This window comes from Streptomyces sp. SID5469, assembly GCF_009862865.1.
Classification (GTDB): domain Bacteria; phylum Actinomycetota; class Actinomycetes; order Streptomycetales; family Streptomycetaceae; genus Streptomyces; species Streptomyces avermitilis.
Map to the genome: position 1 here is coordinate 7,419,304 of NZ_WWIN01000001.1, position 15,795 is coordinate 7,435,098.

General features: G+C 73.5%; 16 protein-coding genes and 1 pseudogene. 10 read left to right on the plus strand and 7 right to left on the minus strand.

Features of this window, described 5'->3' with window-relative positions; all coding sequences use genetic code 11:
• Positions 1-21 precede the first annotated feature (21 nt).
• From GTY58_RS32110 to lgt, 9 genes are all read left to right on the plus strand, one after another.
• Entirely contained in the window at positions 22-666 is a 645-nt protein-coding gene (locus tag GTY58_RS32110; protein ID WP_010987573.1) for a TIGR02234 family membrane protein, read from the plus strand.
• A 133-nt stretch (positions 667-799) separates the two neighbouring features.
• Positions 800-1,039 carry an HGxxPAAW family protein gene (locus GTY58_RS32115; RefSeq protein WP_010987574.1) on the plus strand — a complete coding sequence of 80 codons (240 nt, stop codon included), beginning with the start codon at positions 800-802 and terminating at the stop codon, positions 1,037-1,039.
• 100 nt (positions 1,040-1,139) lie between these two features.
• Entirely contained in the window at positions 1,140-1,628 is a 489-nt protein-coding gene (locus GTY58_RS32120) for a DUF2752 domain-containing protein (protein WP_010987575.1), read from the plus strand.
• Positions 1,629-1,793: 165 nt separating this feature from the next.
• Positions 1,794-2,603 carry an indole-3-glycerol phosphate synthase TrpC gene (gene trpC, locus GTY58_RS32125; protein ID WP_010987576.1) on the plus strand — a complete coding sequence of 270 codons (810 nt, stop codon included), beginning with the start codon at positions 1,794-1,796 and terminating at the stop codon, positions 2,601-2,603.
• 7 nt (positions 2,604-2,610) lie between these two features.
• Positions 2,611-2,919 (plus strand): hypothetical protein, encoded by a 309-nt coding sequence (locus GTY58_RS32130; protein WP_010987577.1) that lies wholly within the window; start codon positions 2,611-2,613, stop codon positions 2,917-2,919.
• Positions 2,920-3,233: 314 nt separating this feature from the next.
• On the plus strand, positions 3,234-4,520 hold the full coding sequence (gene trpB, locus GTY58_RS32135) for a tryptophan synthase subunit beta (RefSeq protein ID WP_010987578.1): 1,287 nt from the start codon (positions 3,234-3,236) through the stop codon (positions 4,518-4,520).
• Positions 4,517-5,350, plus strand: coding sequence for a tryptophan synthase subunit alpha (gene trpA, locus GTY58_RS32140; protein WP_010987579.1), 834 nt, complete (start codon positions 4,517-4,519; stop codon positions 5,348-5,350). Before trpB ends, trpA begins: the two co-directional genes overlap by 4 nt.
• Positions 5,351-5,462: 112 nt before the next feature.
• Complete coding sequence (locus tag GTY58_RS32145; protein WP_037646931.1) at positions 5,463-6,239, plus strand: thioredoxin domain-containing protein; 777 nt, start codon at positions 5,463-5,465, stop codon at positions 6,237-6,239.
• 116 nt (positions 6,240-6,355) lie between these two features.
• Entirely contained in the window at positions 6,356-7,378 is a 1,023-nt protein-coding gene (gene lgt, locus GTY58_RS32150; protein ID WP_010987581.1) for a prolipoprotein diacylglyceryl transferase, read from the plus strand.
• 52 nt (positions 7,379-7,430) lie between these two features.
• On the opposite strand, the gene GTY58_RS32155 is transcribed toward lgt, so the two are convergent.
• The 7 genes and pseudogenes from GTY58_RS32155 to GTY58_RS32185 all read right to left on the minus strand — a co-directional run bounded on the left by GTY58_RS32155 (position 7,431) and on the right by GTY58_RS32185 (position 14,726).
• On the minus strand, positions 7,431-8,288 hold the full coding sequence (locus GTY58_RS32155) for a CoA ester lyase (RefSeq protein ID WP_010987582.1): 858 nt from the start codon (positions 8,286-8,288) through the stop codon (positions 7,431-7,433).
• Positions 8,285-9,493: a CoA transferase gene (locus GTY58_RS32160; protein ID WP_010987583.1), complete on the minus strand. Its 1,209-nt coding sequence runs from the start codon at positions 9,491-9,493 to the stop codon at positions 8,285-8,287. Before GTY58_RS32160 ends, GTY58_RS32155 begins: the two co-directional genes overlap by 4 nt.
• Complete coding sequence (locus tag GTY58_RS32165) at positions 9,490-9,630, minus strand: hypothetical protein (protein ID WP_154696740.1); 141 nt, start codon at positions 9,628-9,630, stop codon at positions 9,490-9,492. The genes GTY58_RS32160 and GTY58_RS32165 overlap by 4 nt, the downstream gene beginning before the upstream one ends.
• The gene (locus GTY58_RS32170) at positions 9,627-11,000 is read right to left on the minus strand and encodes an ADP-ribosylglycohydrolase family protein (protein WP_010987584.1); all 1,374 of its coding nucleotides are present in this window, start codon (positions 10,998-11,000) and stop codon (positions 9,627-9,629) included. Before GTY58_RS32170 ends, GTY58_RS32165 begins: the two co-directional genes overlap by 4 nt.
• The gene (locus tag GTY58_RS32175) at positions 10,997-12,193 is read right to left on the minus strand and encodes an ADP-ribosylglycohydrolase family protein (RefSeq protein WP_010987585.1); all 1,197 of its coding nucleotides are present in this window, start codon (positions 12,191-12,193) and stop codon (positions 10,997-10,999) included. Before GTY58_RS32175 ends, GTY58_RS32170 begins: the two co-directional genes overlap by 4 nt.
• 7 nt (positions 12,194-12,200) lie before the next feature.
• Positions 12,201-13,443: pseudogene (locus tag GTY58_RS32180) on the minus strand (ADP-ribosylglycohydrolase family protein).
• On the minus strand, positions 13,440-14,726 hold the full coding sequence (locus GTY58_RS32185) for an ADP-ribosylglycohydrolase family protein (protein WP_010987588.1): 1,287 nt from the start codon (positions 14,724-14,726) through the stop codon (positions 13,440-13,442). Before GTY58_RS32185 ends, GTY58_RS32180 begins: the two are co-directional and overlap by 4 nt.
• 248 nt (positions 14,727-14,974) lie before the next feature.
• On the opposite strand from GTY58_RS32185, the gene GTY58_RS32190 reads away from it, so the two are divergent.
• The gene (locus tag GTY58_RS32190) at positions 14,975-15,706 is read left to right on the plus strand and encodes a VIT1/CCC1 transporter family protein (RefSeq protein ID WP_010987589.1); all 732 of its coding nucleotides are present in this window, start codon (positions 14,975-14,977) and stop codon (positions 15,704-15,706) included.
• Positions 15,707-15,795 lie beyond the last annotated feature (89 nt).

The window sequence follows — 15,795 nt, forward strand, 5'->3', positions numbered from 1 at the left end:
TCGCCCGGGGTTCAGGCGATAGTGGAGTACGTGACTGCCGTACCAACCCCCCGATCCGAAGCCGCGGGACCCGCCCGGTCCGGCCGCCGGAGCCTTGCCGTGGCCCTGCTGTGCGGTGCGCTCGGCGCCGCCGTGGCGCTGCTGTCCTCCCGGCAGGGCTGGGCGGCGGGGACCGTGGCGGTGGCCGGCGGCGACTTCCCGCTGACCGCCAAGGGCAGCGACGTCACGGGCGTGCCCGCGGCCCTCGCCATAGTGGGCCTCGCCGCGCTCGTCGCCGTCTTCGCCGTCCGCAGCGCCGGGCGCCTGCTGGTCGCCGCGCTGCTCGCGCTGTCCGGCGCGGGCACGATCGCCGCCGCGCTCCTCGGCGTCTCGGACAGCGCGGCCCTCGACGAGAAGGCGGCCCAGGCGTCCGGCGACACCTCCGCGACCGCCGAGGCACTGACCCACACCGCCTGGCCGTACGTCGCCGTCGCAGGCGGCGCCCTGCTCCTCCTCGCCGGGCTGCTCGCCCTGCGCTACGGACGGCTGTGGCCCGCGATGTCCGGCCGGTACGAGCGCGACGGCACGCCCCGGCCGCGCCAGGCCCGGGTGGACCCCGACCGGCCCGAGGACCTGTGGAAGGCGCTGGACCGCGGCGAGGACCCGACGGGCCCGGACCCGGCGTAGGCCCGACCAGGCACGTCGTCGCCCTGGGTGTCCGACTCGCGGGACGGACCCCGCGCTCAGGGCATCCGCCCGGGTACGGGACAATGGGCGACGAGCGTCCGACTCACACACGCATAGCAACGAGGAGCAAGTCATGGCGGGCAGCAGCCACGGTCACACCCCGGCCGCCTGGACCGGTGTCATCATCGCCTTCATCGGTTTCTGTGTATCGGGTGCCTTCATGGTGTTGGCCAACCCGCTGGGCTTCTGGGCCGGCATGGTCATCGTCGTCCTCGGCGGTGTCGTCGGCGGCATCATGCGCGCGATGGGCCTCGGCCAGCAGAAGACCACGCACCCGGTGCACCACGTCGCGAGCGCCGGCGCGGAGAGCTGAGCCCGCAAGGCTTCGAGAGGCGGTCCCGGCGTCCAGTGCCGGGGCCGCCTTCGCGTGTCCGTACCCGGCGGGTGGGCGGCGCGGACGGGGCGGGGGCAGAATGCGTGGGGTGAACGCACAATCCCAGTGGGTGACGCGGCCGGGCGCGGATCAGCCGGGCGCGGATCAGCCGGACGCGGGCGCGGGGCCCACGGCCGTGCTGCGGCGGCTCGCTGTCCCCGGCGGGGTGCTCGCGGCCGTCGTCGGGGCCTTCGCGTACGTCGGGGCGGTCGATCCCAACCAGCCGGGGCACTACCCGGTCTGTCCGCTGCTCCGCTTCACCGGCGTCTACTGCCCCGGCTGCGGCGGACTGCGCAGCGCGCACGCCTTCGTGCACGGGGACCTCTCGGCCGCGCTCACGGACAACGCGGTGGCCGTGGCCGGCTACTTCGTGTTCGCCGTGGTGTGGACTTTCTGGGTGGTACGGGCGGCGCGCGGACGGCCGGTGCGGATCGACCTGGGGCCGGTGCATCTGTGGAGCGTGGGCGCGTTGCTGCTGGTCTTCACCGTTGTCCGGAACCTGCCGTTCGGTGGCTGGCTGCATCCTTGATCGAATGGCAAACGTCCAGGTAGTGGGACCGGCATCCACCGGATGCGGAGCCTTGGCCGTCCTCCGGATACCATCGGAGTGACCGTCGGTATCGCCCAGAGAGGCGGTCCCGATGTCCCCAAGCCCACCGCTTGAACTTCAACCGTCAGGAAGGGGGCCGCTCGCGTGAGTGTGCTCGACGAGATCATCGACGGAGTCCGTGCCGACCTCGCGGAGCGGCAGGCGCGGGTCAGCCTCGACGAGCTCAAGGAGCGCGTGGCGAAGGCACCCGCGGCCAAGGACGGCGTGGCCGCCCTGCGCGGCGACGGCGTCAAGGTGATCTGCGAGGTCAAGCGGTCCAGCCCGTCCAAGGGCGCGCTCGCCGCGATCGCCGACCCCGCGGCTCTGGCGGCGGACTACGAGGCGGGCGGCGCGTCCGTCATCTCCGTCCTGACCGAGCAGCGCCGCTTCGGCGGCTCCCTCGCCGACCTGGAGGCCGTCCGCGCCAAGGTCGACATCCCCGTTCTGCGCAAGGACTTCATCGTCACGTCGTACCAGCTGTGGGAGGCCCGGGCGTACGGCGCCGACCTCGCGCTGCTGATCGTGGCCGCCCTGGAGCAGCCCGCCCTGGAGTCGCTGATCGAGCGCGCCGTGTCCATCGGGCTCACGCCGATCGTCGAGGTGCACGACGAGGACGAGGCCGAGCGGGCGGTGGACGCGGGCGCGAAGGTGATCGGCGTCAACGCGCGCAACCTGAAGACGCTCAAGGTCGACCGCACCACGTTCGAGCGGGTCGCCCCGGAGATCCCCGAGGGGATCGTGAAGATCGCCGAGTCCGGCGTCCGCGGCCCGCACGACCTCATCGCGTACGCCAATGCCGGCGCCGACGCCGTCCTGGTGGGCGAGTCCCTCGTCACCGGGCGCGACCCGAAGGCGGCGGTCGCCGACCTGGTGGCGGCCGGTACGCATCCCGCCCTGCGGCACGGCCGGGGCTGACACCTCGATGACCACCGCCGACCGGGCTCTCGCCGCCGTCACCGTCCGTCCGGGCTCCGGCCTCGACGGTGGTGGCGCCGTGGCGTGCGTGCGGTCGGTCGTACCGGTGCCGGTGGTGGCCGCTCAGGCGCCCCTCTCCGCGGCCCGGGACCCCTATGCCCGGCTGGCCCGCGGCTGCCGTCCGCGCGGCTGCCGGGCACCGGCCCGACGGGTGCACGGGCGACGGGTGCGGTACGTGATCGGCGACGAGCCGGGCCAGGTCAACGGCATGCGATGGCGCCGGGGTGCGCGCGTGCGCACCCTGCGGGCCGGCTGAACCGACTCCGGTTCGCGACCGGTGCCGCTGCCGCTGCCGGCGATCCCCCGACGGGGGTTCGGGCCGGTTCGGCACCGCCGACCTGCGCCGTGGGAGTAGCTCGCCGTCGCGACGGCGTGAGCCGCCCGGCGGCGGGACTCTCCCCGGGGCAGAGCGGCGGAACGCTCCCCTTCCGAGCGCTGTCTCCCGCGCTGCCCCTGCCGACGGCGGGAGCGGGCGGCGGACGAGACACCCCCGGTGGAGCCCCGCGCGCGCTACTGACGTGACCGTTGTCCGACCTGTAACCGGGGCTGTCGCCCCTGCGAGGTAACCGCATGTCCAGCGAGTTCTTCATTCCCGACCCCGAGGGTCAAGTCCCCACCGCCGAGGGCTACTTCGGCGCTTTCGGCGGCAAGTTCATCCCGGAGGCCCTGGTCGCCGCCGTGGACGAGGTCGCCGTCGAGTACGACAAGGCCAAGGCCGACCCCGAGTTCGCCCGTGAACTGGACGACCTGCTCGTCCACTACACCGGCCGCCCGAGCGCCCTCACCGAGGTCTCCCGCTTCGCCGAGCACGCCGGTGGCGCCCGCGTCTTCCTGAAGCGGGAGGACCTCAACCACACCGGCTCCCACAAGATCAACAACGTGCTCGGGCAGGCCCTGCTCACCCGGCGCATGGGCAAGACCCGCGTCATCGCGGAGACCGGCGCGGGACAGCACGGCGTCGCCACCGCCACCGCCTGTGCGCTCTTCGGCCTCGACTGCACCATCTACATGGGCGAGATCGACACCCAGCGCCAGGCCCTCAACGTCGCGCGGATGCGCATGCTCGGCGCCGAGGTCATCGCCGTGAAGTCCGGCAGCCGCACCCTCAAGGACGCCATCAACGAGGCGTTCCGGGACTGGGTCGCCAACGTCGACCGCACCCACTACCTCTTCGGGACCGTCGCCGGCCCCCACCCCTTCCCCGCCATGGTGCGCGACTTCCACCGCGTCATCGGGGTCGAGGCGCGCCGGCAGATCCTGGAGCGCGCCGGACGTCTGCCCGACGCGGCCGTCGCCTGCGTCGGCGGCGGCTCCAACGCGATCGGGCTGTTCCACGCCTTCATCCCCGACACCGGCGTCCGCCTCATCGGCTGCGAGCCCGCGGGCCACGGCCTGGAGACGGGTGAGCACGCGGCCACCCTCACCGCCGGCGAGCCCGGCATCCTGCACGGATCGCGCTCGTACGTCCTCCAGGACGACGAAGGGCAGATCACCGAGCCCTACTCGATCTCGGCCGGGCTCGACTACCCGGGCATCGGACCCGAGCACGCCTACCTCAAGGACAGCGGTCGCGGCGAGTACCGCGCGGTCACCGACGACGCGGCCATGCAGGCCCTGCGCCTGCTCTCCCGCACCGAGGGCATCATCCCGGCCATCGAGAGCGCCCACGCGCTCGCCGGTGCCCTGGAGATCGGCAAGGAACTGGGCAAGGACGGGCTGATCCTCGTCAACCTGTCCGGGCGCGGCGACAAGGACATGGACACGGCCGCCCGCTACTTCGGCCTGTACGACACCGACGCGTCCGTCGCCGCGGACGCCGACAGCGACATCGCCGAGATCGAGGGGGACGCCAAGTGAGCGGCGCCGCATTTTCCCGTCAGAGGGGCCAACTGCTGAGCGACACCCTCGCCGCCGCGAAGGCGGAGGGGCGGTCCGCCCTCATCGCCTATCTGCCGGCCGGGTTCCCGACCGTCGACGGGGGCATCGCCGCCATCAAGGCCGTCTTCGACGGCGGCGCCGATGTCGTCGAGGTCGGACTCCCGCACAGCGACCCCGTCCTCGACGGCCCCGTCATCCAGACCGCCGACGACATCGCCCTGCGGGGCGGCGTCAGGATCGCCGACGTCATGCGGACGGTCCGGGAGGCGCACGAGGCGACGGGCAAGCCGGTCCTCGTGATGACGTACTGGAACCCCATCGACCGCTACGGCGTCGAGCGGTTCACCGCCGAGCTCGCGGAAGCGGGCGGAGCGGGCTGCATCCTGCCCGACCTCCCGGTGCAGGAGTCGGCGCTGTGGCGGGAGCACGCCGAGAAGCACGGCCTCGCGACGGTCTTCGTGGTCGCGCCCAGCAGCAAGGACGCCCGGCTCGCCGAGATCACCGCGGCGGGCTCCGGCTTCGTGTACGCGGCCTCGCTGATGGGCGTCACCGGTACCCGCGCGTCCGTGGGCGAGCAGGCGCAGGACCTGGTGCGGCGCACCAGGGCCACCACCGACCTGCCCGTCTGCGTCGGCCTCGGCGTCTCCAACGCCACGCAGGCCGCGGAGGTCGCCGGCTTCGCCGACGGCGTGATCGTCGGGTCGGCGTTCGTGAAGCTGATGCTGGACGCCGAGGACGAGGCGGCGGGTCTTGAGGCCGTACGGGCGCTGGCCGGCGAACTGGCCAAGGGCGTGCGCGGCGGCGACTGACAGCGGGCCCTCCACGACGCCTGCGCGTACGTAGGGGACAAACCGCTCACCCGAACGGGTGGACCTGGGACCGGGGAGGCGCGCTGTGCCTCCCCGGTTCGTTCTGCCGGATGTGAGCGAGAAGAACCGTGAGGGAAAGCGCACCGCCCGTGAGCGGCTGGTGGTCGAGCGTGAGAAGCAAAAGGCCGCCGAGAGGCGCCGCCGGGCGCTGATCGTCGGGGCGTCGGTGGTGTGTGTCCTGGCTCTCGCGGCCGTGGTGGGCGTGCTGGCCGCGAACTCCGGCAAGGACAAGAAGAGCGCCTCGGACGGCCCGGCCGTGGCGCCCTCGGGCGCGACGGGCAAGGACGGCCTGGCGATCCCGGTCGGCAAGGACACCGCCAAGTCGTCGCTCACGGTGTGGGAGGACTTCCGCTGCCCGGCCTGCAAGATCTTCGAGACCACATACCGGCCCACGCTGCACGAACTGGTCGGCGCCGGAAAGCTGAAGATCGACTACCACCTGGTCACGATCATCGACGACGGCAGGGGCGGCAGCGGCTCCCGCCAGGCCGCCAATGCCGCGGCCTGCGCCCAGGACGCCGGAAAGTTCACCGCGTACCACGACGTCCTGTACGACAACCAGCCGGACGAGACCGTGGACTCGTTCGCGGACGACAGCAAGCTCATCGAACTCGCCGGCAAGGTCGACGGCCTGGACACCCCGGCGTTCCGGAAGTGCGTCAAGGACGGCACGCACAACAGCTGGGTCGTGAAGTCGAACGCCGCCTTCGACAGCGGCGGCTTCAAAGGCACGCCGACCGTGCTGTTCGGCGGCAAGAACCTCGCCGCGGACCCGACGATGACCCCGGCGAAGCTGAAGCAGATGGTGGAGGCGGCGAACAAGGGCTGAGGCCCGCGACCGCCCGCTGCGCCCCGGTCCGAAAGGGCCGGGGCGCCCTGCGTTATGGAGCCGTAGCCGGGTGGGTTGCCAGGCTGTGTGTCCGGCAGGGTAGCGTCGTCCCTGCCATGGAACTTGCCTACATTCCCAGCCCGGCGCGTGGGGTGCTGTACCTCGGCCCCATTCCACTGCGCGGCTACGCGTTCTGCATCATCATCGGCGTCTTCGTGGCCGTCTGGCTCGGCAACAAACGCTGGGTCGCCCGCGGTGGGCGCCCCGGCACGGTGGCCGACATCGCGGTCTGGGCCGTGCCGTTCGGTCTTGTCGGCGGGCGGCTGTACCACGTCATCACGGACTACGAGCTGTACTTCAGCGAGGGCCGTGACTGGGTGGACGCCTTCAAGATCTGGGAGGGCGGCCTCGGCATCTGGGGCGCGATCGCGCTGGGTGCGGTGGGGGCGTGGATCGGCTGCCGGCGCCGCGGCATCCCGCTGCCGGCCTGGGCCGACGCCGTCGCCCCCGGCATCGCCTTCGCGCAGGCCTTCGGCCGCTGGGGCAACTGGTTCAACCAGGAGCTGTACGGGCGCGAGACGCACGTTCCCTGGGCGCTGCACATCACGTCCTCGACGGACGGACGGGTGCCGGGGTACTACCACCCGACGTTCCTGTACGAGTCGTTGTGGTGCGTCGGCGTCGGCTTCCTGGTCATCTGGGCCGACCGCCGCTTCAAGCTGGGCCACGGCCGGGCGTTCGCGCTGTACGTCGCCGCGTACTGCGTGGGCCGCGCGTGGATCGAGTACATGCGCGTCGACGACGCCCACCACATCCTGGGTGTGCGCCTCAACGACTGGACCGCGATCGCTGTGTTCCTCCTCGCGGTGCTCTACATCGTGCTGTCGTCGCGGAAGCGGCCGGGGCGTGAGGAGATCGTCGAGCCGGGTGCCTCCGACACCGGAACCGGTGCGGACGACCCGGTGGACCTCGGCAAGGACGAGGATAAGGCCACCACGGACAAGGCCACGGCCACGGACACGTCCACAACCACGGACAAGTCCACGGACCGGGGCAAGAACGAGGACGAGAACGAGGGCGAGGACGCCGAGCCGTCGGAGAAGACGGAGAGCGCGGCCGAGTCGGCCAAGAAGGTCTGAGGGTCGTTCATACGTCGATGAGGGCGCCGTATCGCTGGATACGGCGCCCTCATCAGTTCAGGCGGCGCGCGAGCGCCAGTGTGCGCTGGGCCCCCGTCACCACCGCCGTGTCGATGAAGCGGCCGTCCGGGAGGGCCTGGGCGCCCGGGTCCCTCGCCGCGGCCTTGACGATCTCCTCAGCCGTGGCGATCTCCTGCGGAGTCGGGAGATAGGCCCGCTCGATGACCGGCAGCTGGCGCGGATGGATCGCCGCGCGGCCCAGGAAACCCAGGGCCCGGCCGCGGGCGCAGGACGCGGCCAGGCCCTCCAGGTCCCGGATGTCCGGGTGGATCGACTGCGTCGGCGGCGGCAGCCGCGCCGCCCGTGCGGCCACCACCACCCGCGCCCGCGACCAGTCCAGGCCCGCGTCCTCCCGTACCCCCAGATCCGCCCGTAGATCCGTCTCGCCCAGCGAGACGCCCCGCACGTCCGGATGCGCCGACGCGATCGCGAACGCCTGTTCCACGCCCAGGGCCGTTTCCAGGAGGGCGTGGAGCGGGATCGCGCCGCCCTCCGCGCGTGTGCCGCCCTCCGTGGGGGCGGCGCGTTCCGCGACGCGGACCACGTCCGCGGGCGAGGTCACCTTGGGCAGGCGCAGGCCGGAGAGGCCCGGGAGCGCCGTGAGTGCCTTGAGATCGGCCTCCAGCCAGGGACCGTCCAGGGCGTTCACGCGTACGTGGACCGGGACCGGCTGCCGCTGCGTGAGCCGTTCCGCCGTCGCGGCGCGGGCGTAGTCCTTGCGGTCCGGGGGGACCGCGTCCTCCAGGTCGATCAGGACGACGTCCGCCCCGCAGGCGAGGGCCTTGCCCACCACCTCGGGTCGGTCGCCGGGCGCGTACAGCCAGGTGAGCGGGAAGGACTCCGCGGTCACAGGGCGCCTTCCGATCTCAGCGCGGTGATCTCGGCTTCCGCCAGGCCCAGTTCGGTCAGTACCGCCTCCGTGTCCGCGCCGTGCGGACGGCCCGCCCAGCGGATCGCGCCGGGGGTGGAGGAGAGCCGGAAGAGGATGTTCTGCATCCGGAGCGGGCCCAGTTCGGGGTCGTCGGGGATCGTGGTGACCGTGTCCAGCGCGGCGTACTGCGGATCCGTCATCACGTCCCGCACATCCTGGATGGGGGCCACCGCCGCCTCCGCCTTCTCGAACGCCTCCAGGACCTCGGTGCGGGTGTGGCGGGCGATCCAGGCACCCACCGCCTCGTCCAGGACGTCCGTGTGGCGGGCCCGGTCCGCGCCCGTCGCGAACCACGGCTCGGCGATCAGCTCCGGGCGGCCCACCAGGATCATCAACCGTTCCGCGATCGACTGCGCGGACGTGGAGACCGCGACCCACGAACCGTCCGCCGTGCGGTACGTGTTGCGGGGCGCGTTGTTCGCGGAACGGTTGCCGGTGCGCGGCTGCACGTGGCCGAGCTGGTCGTACCAGATCGGCTGCGGGCCGAGGACCGTGAGGATCGGCTCGATGATCGCCATGTCGATCACCTGGCCCGCACCGGTGCGGTCGCGGGCGGCGAGGGCCGTCATCACCGCGTAGGCGGTCGCGAGGCCCGCGATCGAGTCGGCCAGGCCGAAGGGCGGGAGCACCGGGGGCGCGTCCGGCTCGCCCGTGATCGCCGCGAAGCCGCTCATCGCCTCCGCGAGCGTGCCGAAGCCGGGGCGGCGCGCGTACGGGCCGAACTGGCCGAAGCCGGTGACCCGGGCGAGGACGAGCCGGGGGTTCGCGGCCGACAGCTCCTCCCATCCCAGGTCCCACTTCTCCAGCGTGCCGGGGCGGAAGTTCTCGATGATCACGTCGGTCGTCGCGGCGAGGCGCAGCAGGGTCGTGCGGCCGCCGGGCCGGGACAGGTCCAGGGTCATCGTGCGCTTGTTGCGGCCGAGGAGCTTCCACCACAGGCCCACGCCGTCCTTCGACGGGCCGTGGCCGCGGGAGGGATCCGGTTTCGCCGGGTGCTCGACCTTGATCACCTCGGCGCCGAAGTCGCCGAGCATGGTGGCGGCGATCGGTCCGGCGAAGAGGGTCGCGAGGTCGACGACGCGCAGACCGGTGAGCGGGGCGGCGGTGTCGGGCGGCGTACTCATGAGGGCTGCCCGTCGGTCGCGCCGCCGGGTGCCGTACGGACGTCCCGTCCCGTCACGGGCTGCCCGCGCCGCGGTGCCTCGGTGACGTACGCGACCAGGTCCGGGTTCGTGCTGCGGAGCACGGCGATGTGGGTCATGGGCGGTGGGCCTCCCGGTGTGTGAGGTGGGCGAGGGTGTCGAAGCCGACGCCGTTGAAGTCGGCCACGGAGGTGGCGAGTCGGTTCTTGAGGGGGGTGGTCCAGCGGTCGGGGAGGGCGGTCGGGCGGCCGGCCAGCAGACCGGCGATGCCGCCTGCCGTCGCGCCGTTCGAGTCGGTGTCCCAGCCGCCCGCCACGGCGCGGCAGACGGAGCCGCTGAAGTCGCCGTCCGCGTGGGTGAGGGCGGCGGCGATCAGGGCGGTGTTGGGGACGGCGTGGACCCAGTGGTAGCCGCGGTGGGTGGCGTGCAGTTCGTCGACGACCGTGTCGAAGTCCTCTGTGGTGGCGGCCAGGTGGACCGCGTGACGGACGGCCCTGGCCAGCCGGGAGTGCGGCGGGACGACGGTGAGGCCGGTGCGCAGGCAGTGGTGGATGCCGTGGTGGCCGGTGGCGGCCTCGGCGATGGTGGCGGCCGTGAACATCGCCGCGTAGACGCCGTTCGCGGTGTGGGTGAGGGTGGCGTCGCGGTGGGCCTGGGCCGCGGCGGCCGCCGGGTCTCCCGGGTTGGTCCAGCCGTGCACGTCCGCGCGGATCAGGGCGCCGATCCACTCGCGGAACGGGTTGCGGTGGCGGGCCGTGCGCGGGGGCTCGATGCCGTCGAGGAGGTTGCGGTACGCGATGCGCTCCGCGGTGAACGTGCGGCCGGCGGGGAGTTCGTCGAGCCAGAGGCGGGCGACTTCGGCGGTGCTGAAGCCCTTGCCGTGGCGCTGGAGCAACAGGATGTTCAGGAGGGGGTAGTTGAGGTCGTCGTCCTCCGGCATGCCGTCGATGTTCTCGGCGAGGGAGGTGGTTGCCGAGCGGCGGTTCCAGGGGTGGGCCGCGGCGAGTTCCGGGGGGAGGCCGCGGGCCGTGAACCAGGTGTGCAGGGGCCAGTTGCCGGTGGCCCGGGCGAGCCGGCGGATGCCGTCGAGGGGGAGCTTCTCCACCGGCTTGCCCAGGAGGCAGCCGGCCGCTCTGCCCAGCCAGGCGGCTTCCAGACGGTCGTGGGCCGGTGGCGTGGCGGGGGAGGGCTGGGGCCGCGACGGCCACTTCGGGCAGCGGGCCCTGATGTTCGCCAGGTCCGTCGGCTCCTGGTCCGCCAGCCGGCTCGGCAGGTCCGCCAGTTCGGCCAGCAGGTCCTCGGCCAGTATCCGCAGGTACGGCGAGACCGGTCCCCGCGACGCGCCCGCCCGTTCCGGGGCCTTTTGGCCGCCCGCCGCCCGCCAGCGGGCCGCGATCGCGTACGGTTCGCGGCCGTCCTGGGCCGCCTGGTGGAGTTCGTGGCCGAGCAGGTCCTCGGGCTGGACCCAGGTCAGCCGGAGCGCGCTCACCGCCGGTCCGCCAGCGTCGCGTACGCCGACTCGTGGGCCCGGCGGCGGCGGACGTCCCGTTCGAAGATCTCGCGGGTGACCTCCGTGAGGGTCCGCGCCGGGGCGTGCAGGTCGAGGCGGCTCGCCCGCGCCACCGTCTTCGCCCAGTCGTGCGGGACGGCCGCGCCCAGCGCGCCCGCGACCGCGCCGGCCATCGTGGCGATGGAGTCGCAGTCCCGGCCGTAGTTGACCGCGCCGAGCACGGCGTGCCGGTAGTCGCCGCCGGCCACCACCAACATGCCGAGGGCCACCGGGAGTTCCTCGATCGCGTGGAGGCGGGAGGGGCGGCGGGCGCCGAGGGAAGGGGTGCGGTAGTCCGGGCCCACGGTGTCGAACGGAGCCACCGCCGCGCGCAGCGGCCCGAGGGCCGACTCGAAGTCCGTGTGCCGGGACGCCGCTTCGCAGACCGCCTCGATCGCCGAGCGGGTGCCGTCCTTCGCCAGCGCCAGGCACGCGGTGACCACCGAGTCCGCCGTCGCGCCCGGTGCGCAGGCCGCCGCGACCGCCGCCGCGAGGACACCGGCCGCCTCCCTGCCGTACGACGACTGGTGCGCGCCCGCGATGTCCAGCGCCTCGGCGTACGCGCCCGCCGGGTTGGCCGCGTTGACCAGGCCGACCGGGGCCATGTACATCGCGGCGCCGCAGTTGACGATGTTGCCGGCGCCGGCCTCACGGGGATCGACGTGGCCGTAGTGCAGGCGGGCCACCAGCCACTTCTCGGCGAGGAAGATCCGTTGGAGGGGGAGGGCCTCGGCCTCCAGTTCCGGGATCCAGCGGGGGGAGGTCATCAGGTCGGGGACGAGGTGCTCGGCGATCGCGTACGCGTCGAGGTGATCGCGGACCGTGGCGTACACACGTACCAGCGCGTGCGTCAGCAAGGTGTCGTCGGTGACGTGCCCGTCGCCCTTGTGGTACGGGGCGATGGGGCGGGCCGTGCGCCAGGCGTCGCCGTTCCAGGGGCCGACGACGCCGTGGACGCGCCCGCCGTGGCGTTCGAGGATCTGCTCGGGCGTGTAGCCCTCGACGGGACCGCCGAGGGCGTCGCCGACCGCGGCCCCGACGAGGGCGCCGGTGATCCGTGCGTCGAGGGGCGGGGTGGACGTCTCGTCGAGGGGCGGCGGAGACGTCTCGCAGAGGGGTGATTTGGGCGTCATGCCCGAATCATCCCCCCGGTGTGGTCAGTTCCGTGGCTCCCAGGAGTTCGGCGAGTTCTACCAGGTCGGTGCCGGTCAGGCGGGGCAGCGCGCAGCCGGAGAGGGTGCGGCAGGCGTCGCGCCAGGCGGCCGGGATCTCCGCGCCGCCGCCGAGCGCGCCGGTCAGCGCGCCCGCCAGCGCCGGGGCCGAGTCCGCGACCCGCGACAGGCAGGCGGCGGCGGGCACGGCCTCGGCGATCCGGCCGCGGGCGGCGGTGGCGAGCGCGAGGGCGACCGGTACGGTCTCCGCCGCGGCGATGCCGTAGCTGTAGACGTGGTCCACGATCTGGTGCTCAAGGAGGGGCACGATGGCGAACGTGCCGTCGCCCGAACGGGCCAGCCGGAGCGCGTGCCGGGCGTTGCGGCCGATCTCCGTCGACTCGGGGAGTTCGGCGAGGGCCGCGTCCGCGCAGGCGTCGACGTCCGCCCCGGCGAGGGCGAGCGCGAGCGCGGCGGCCATGGCGCGGGCGCCGTGCACTCCGTCGCCGTCCTGGGTGTAGCGGGCGTCGAACTCGGCCAGCTCGGCGGCGAGCCGGGGTTCTCCGGGGTGCGCGACGGCCAGGACGCAGGCCCGTACGCAGGCCGCGTCGTCGAAGTAGTGGGGGTTGTCGTGGCCGGTGGCGGGCGGGCGCAGCCCCGGTGGCGAGGTTGCCGAGGCCTGCCCGCACGGAGATCCGGGCGCGCAGCGGGAGCAGCGCGGACTCGACCTCGGGGGCGCGTTCGGCCGCGGCGGCGACCTCGCTGGCGACGGCGTTCCAGGACAGGTCGATGGCCGCGCGCATCCGCCGCTCGTGGCTCAGGTCCCCGAGCACGTTCCCGTCGCCGGCCCGCAGTACCGCCTCCGCCGCGAACGCCGCCCACTCGGCGTCGTCGGACGGGCCGAGCCGCAGTGGCTCCGGCGGCTGATTGAGCGCGATCGGCACGGGGAGGGTGGTGGTCGCGTTCTGCTCGGCGAAGGTGTCCAGCTCACGGGTGAGCCGCCGGGTCCACTCGGGCATGCGTGCGGCCCGGTGCCGGGCGGCGGGCCAGCCGGCGGCGTCCCCCGCGGCGAGGCCCAGGAGGAGGCCTTCGATACGACGGGGGTGCGGTGCGCCGACGGCGCGGATGTCGAGGGCGCGGTCGGCCGCGGGCGCGGGGGGCGGATCGTGCGCCTCCGCCGCCGAGGCCCCCGAGCTCTCACCCGGCTCGTCTCCCACCAGGCCGGGCCTCATCGCTCCACCTCGTCGTCGTCGCCGGCCGGTACGAACGCGTCCGAGGCGAGCACGAAGACGCCCGGATCGGGGCCGGGCCACCGGCGGGGCAGCTCTCGTACGAGTCCGCCCGGCCCCCGTACGAGCCCGTCCGCCTCCTTGCCCCGCCCCCCCAGGCCGCCCAGCCCGCCCAGTCCGTCCAGTCCGGCGAGGCCGGCGAGTCCGCCCAGTCCGGCGAGTCCGGCCGGCCCGTCCAGTCCGTTCCAGCCGGGGGCCAGTACCCCCGCCCCCCACTTCCCCTCGTCCTCCGCGCCCGGTGTCAGCAACTCCGCGATGTCCAGGACGTGGTGGCCCTCCATGGACGGCAGGCAACTGCCGCGCGCCGGGCCGATCGCCGCCGCCCACGCCGCCGGGATCGACGAGGCGCCCCGCGTCGCACCCGCCAGGGCGCCCGCCACCGCCGCCGTCGTGTCGGCGTCCCGCCCCATGTTGACCGCGGTGAGCACCGACTCCGTGAAGTCGCCGTCGGCCGCCGCGTACGCGCCGAACGCGAGGGCGACCGCCTCGGGGGCGAGGTCCGTCCACGGGTAGCCGCCGATCACGACCGCGGAGCGGACCGCGCGTTCGCCGCGATGGGCGACCGCGACCGCCCGGCGCAGCGAGCGGGCCGTCCAGGAGTCTTCGGGGACGACCGCCAGGGCCGAGGCCACCACCGCGATCGTCGGCGCGCCGGCCATCGCCGCCGCCACGCCCGCGGCCACCGCCTGGCCGCCGTAGATTCCCTCGCCGTCGTGGCTCACCGAGCCGTCGATCGCCACCAGCCGGGCCGCTTCGGCGGGGCGGCCCGCCGCGAAGACGCCGAAGGGGGCCGCGCGCATCGCGAGCCCGTCGCTCCACGCGTGCCGGTGCTGGGCCGAGATCGGTGCGGCAAGGCCCCGGCGCAGGTTCTCCAGCGTGCCCCGCTCGCTGAATCCCGCCCCTTTGAACGGCCCCTCGTCCCGGTCGGCGATCCACTGGTGCCAGGCCGCCTCCACATGCGCGACCGTGAGCGCCGAGCCGTGCCGGGCCAGGAGGAGGCCGGAGAAGATCGCGTACTCCGTGTCGTCGGTGCCCGCCGGGTTGTCGGCCACGTACCCCGTGATGCGACCCCAGCGCGCCCGGATCTCGGACGGCTTCATGTTCTCGGCGGGCGCGCCCAGCGCGTCCCCGACGGCGAGGCCGAGCAGCGCGCCGCGCGCCCGTTCACGGAGATCGGCGGCGTCTCCGGGCGCCGGGACCGAGGGAATGCAGGCGATGGAAGCCATGGGTGCCTCTCCTCTCAGGGCACGGACCCCCTTTGCGGATCTGTGCCACCTGAGGGGCGGAGCAGAGCCTCAGGCGCCCCAGAGTCACCCGGTCGACATCTGTGCAGGGCCCTCCACGAATGAGCATTGAAGGGTAAAAGCGCAGGTTAGCGCAGCCTTTCCTTGCTGGCGGGAAGGAATGGAGCGGCGTACTTTCGTAGTTGTCAAAAAGTGGAAACAGTCCAATCAACACCCTGGGGGACCGGGCCATGGCCATCATCGAGACCGAGGCGACGCTGCACGAGGCGCACCGCGACAACCACACCCACCGCGATGTCAACGGTGGCTGGCTGCGCCCCGCCGTCTTCGGCGCGATGGACGGCCTCGTCTCCAACCTGGCCCTGATGACCGGCGTCGCCGGCGGCTCGGTCGGCCAGCAGACCATAGTCATCACCGGGCTCGCGGGCCTGGCCGCCGGCGCCTTCTCCATGGCGGCCGGCGAGTACACCTCCGTCGCCTCGCAGCGCGAGCTGGTCGAGGCCGAACTCGACGTCGAGCGGCGGGAGTTGCGGAAGCACCCGAAGGACGAGGAAGCGGAGCTGGCCGCGCTCTACGCGGCGCGTGGCGTCGAGCCCGAGCTGGCCCGGGAGGTCGCCCGGCAGCTGTCCCGGGATCCGGAGCAGGCGCTCGAGATCCACGCGCGCGAAGAGCTGGGCATCGACCCGGGCGACCTTCCCTCACCGGCCGTCGCCGCCGTGTCGAGCTTCGGCTCCTTCGCGCTCGGCGCCCTCCTGCCCGTACTGCCGTATCTGCTCGGCGCGAGCGCCCTGTGGCCCGCGCTGCTGCTCGCCCTCATCGGGCTCTTCGCGTGCGGCGCGGTCGTGGCCAGGGTGACGGCGCGATCCTGGTGGTACAGCGGGCTGCGCCAGCTCGCCCTGGGAGGAGCCGCGGCGGGTGTGACGTACGTCCTGGGCAGTCTCATCGGCGCGGCCGTAGGATGACTGGCGCAGCTTTTTATGCGAGGGACCGTATAAATAGCCGTTACTCGGCGGTTTCGAATGCTTAACCACCGGGCATGAGCCGTAAGCGC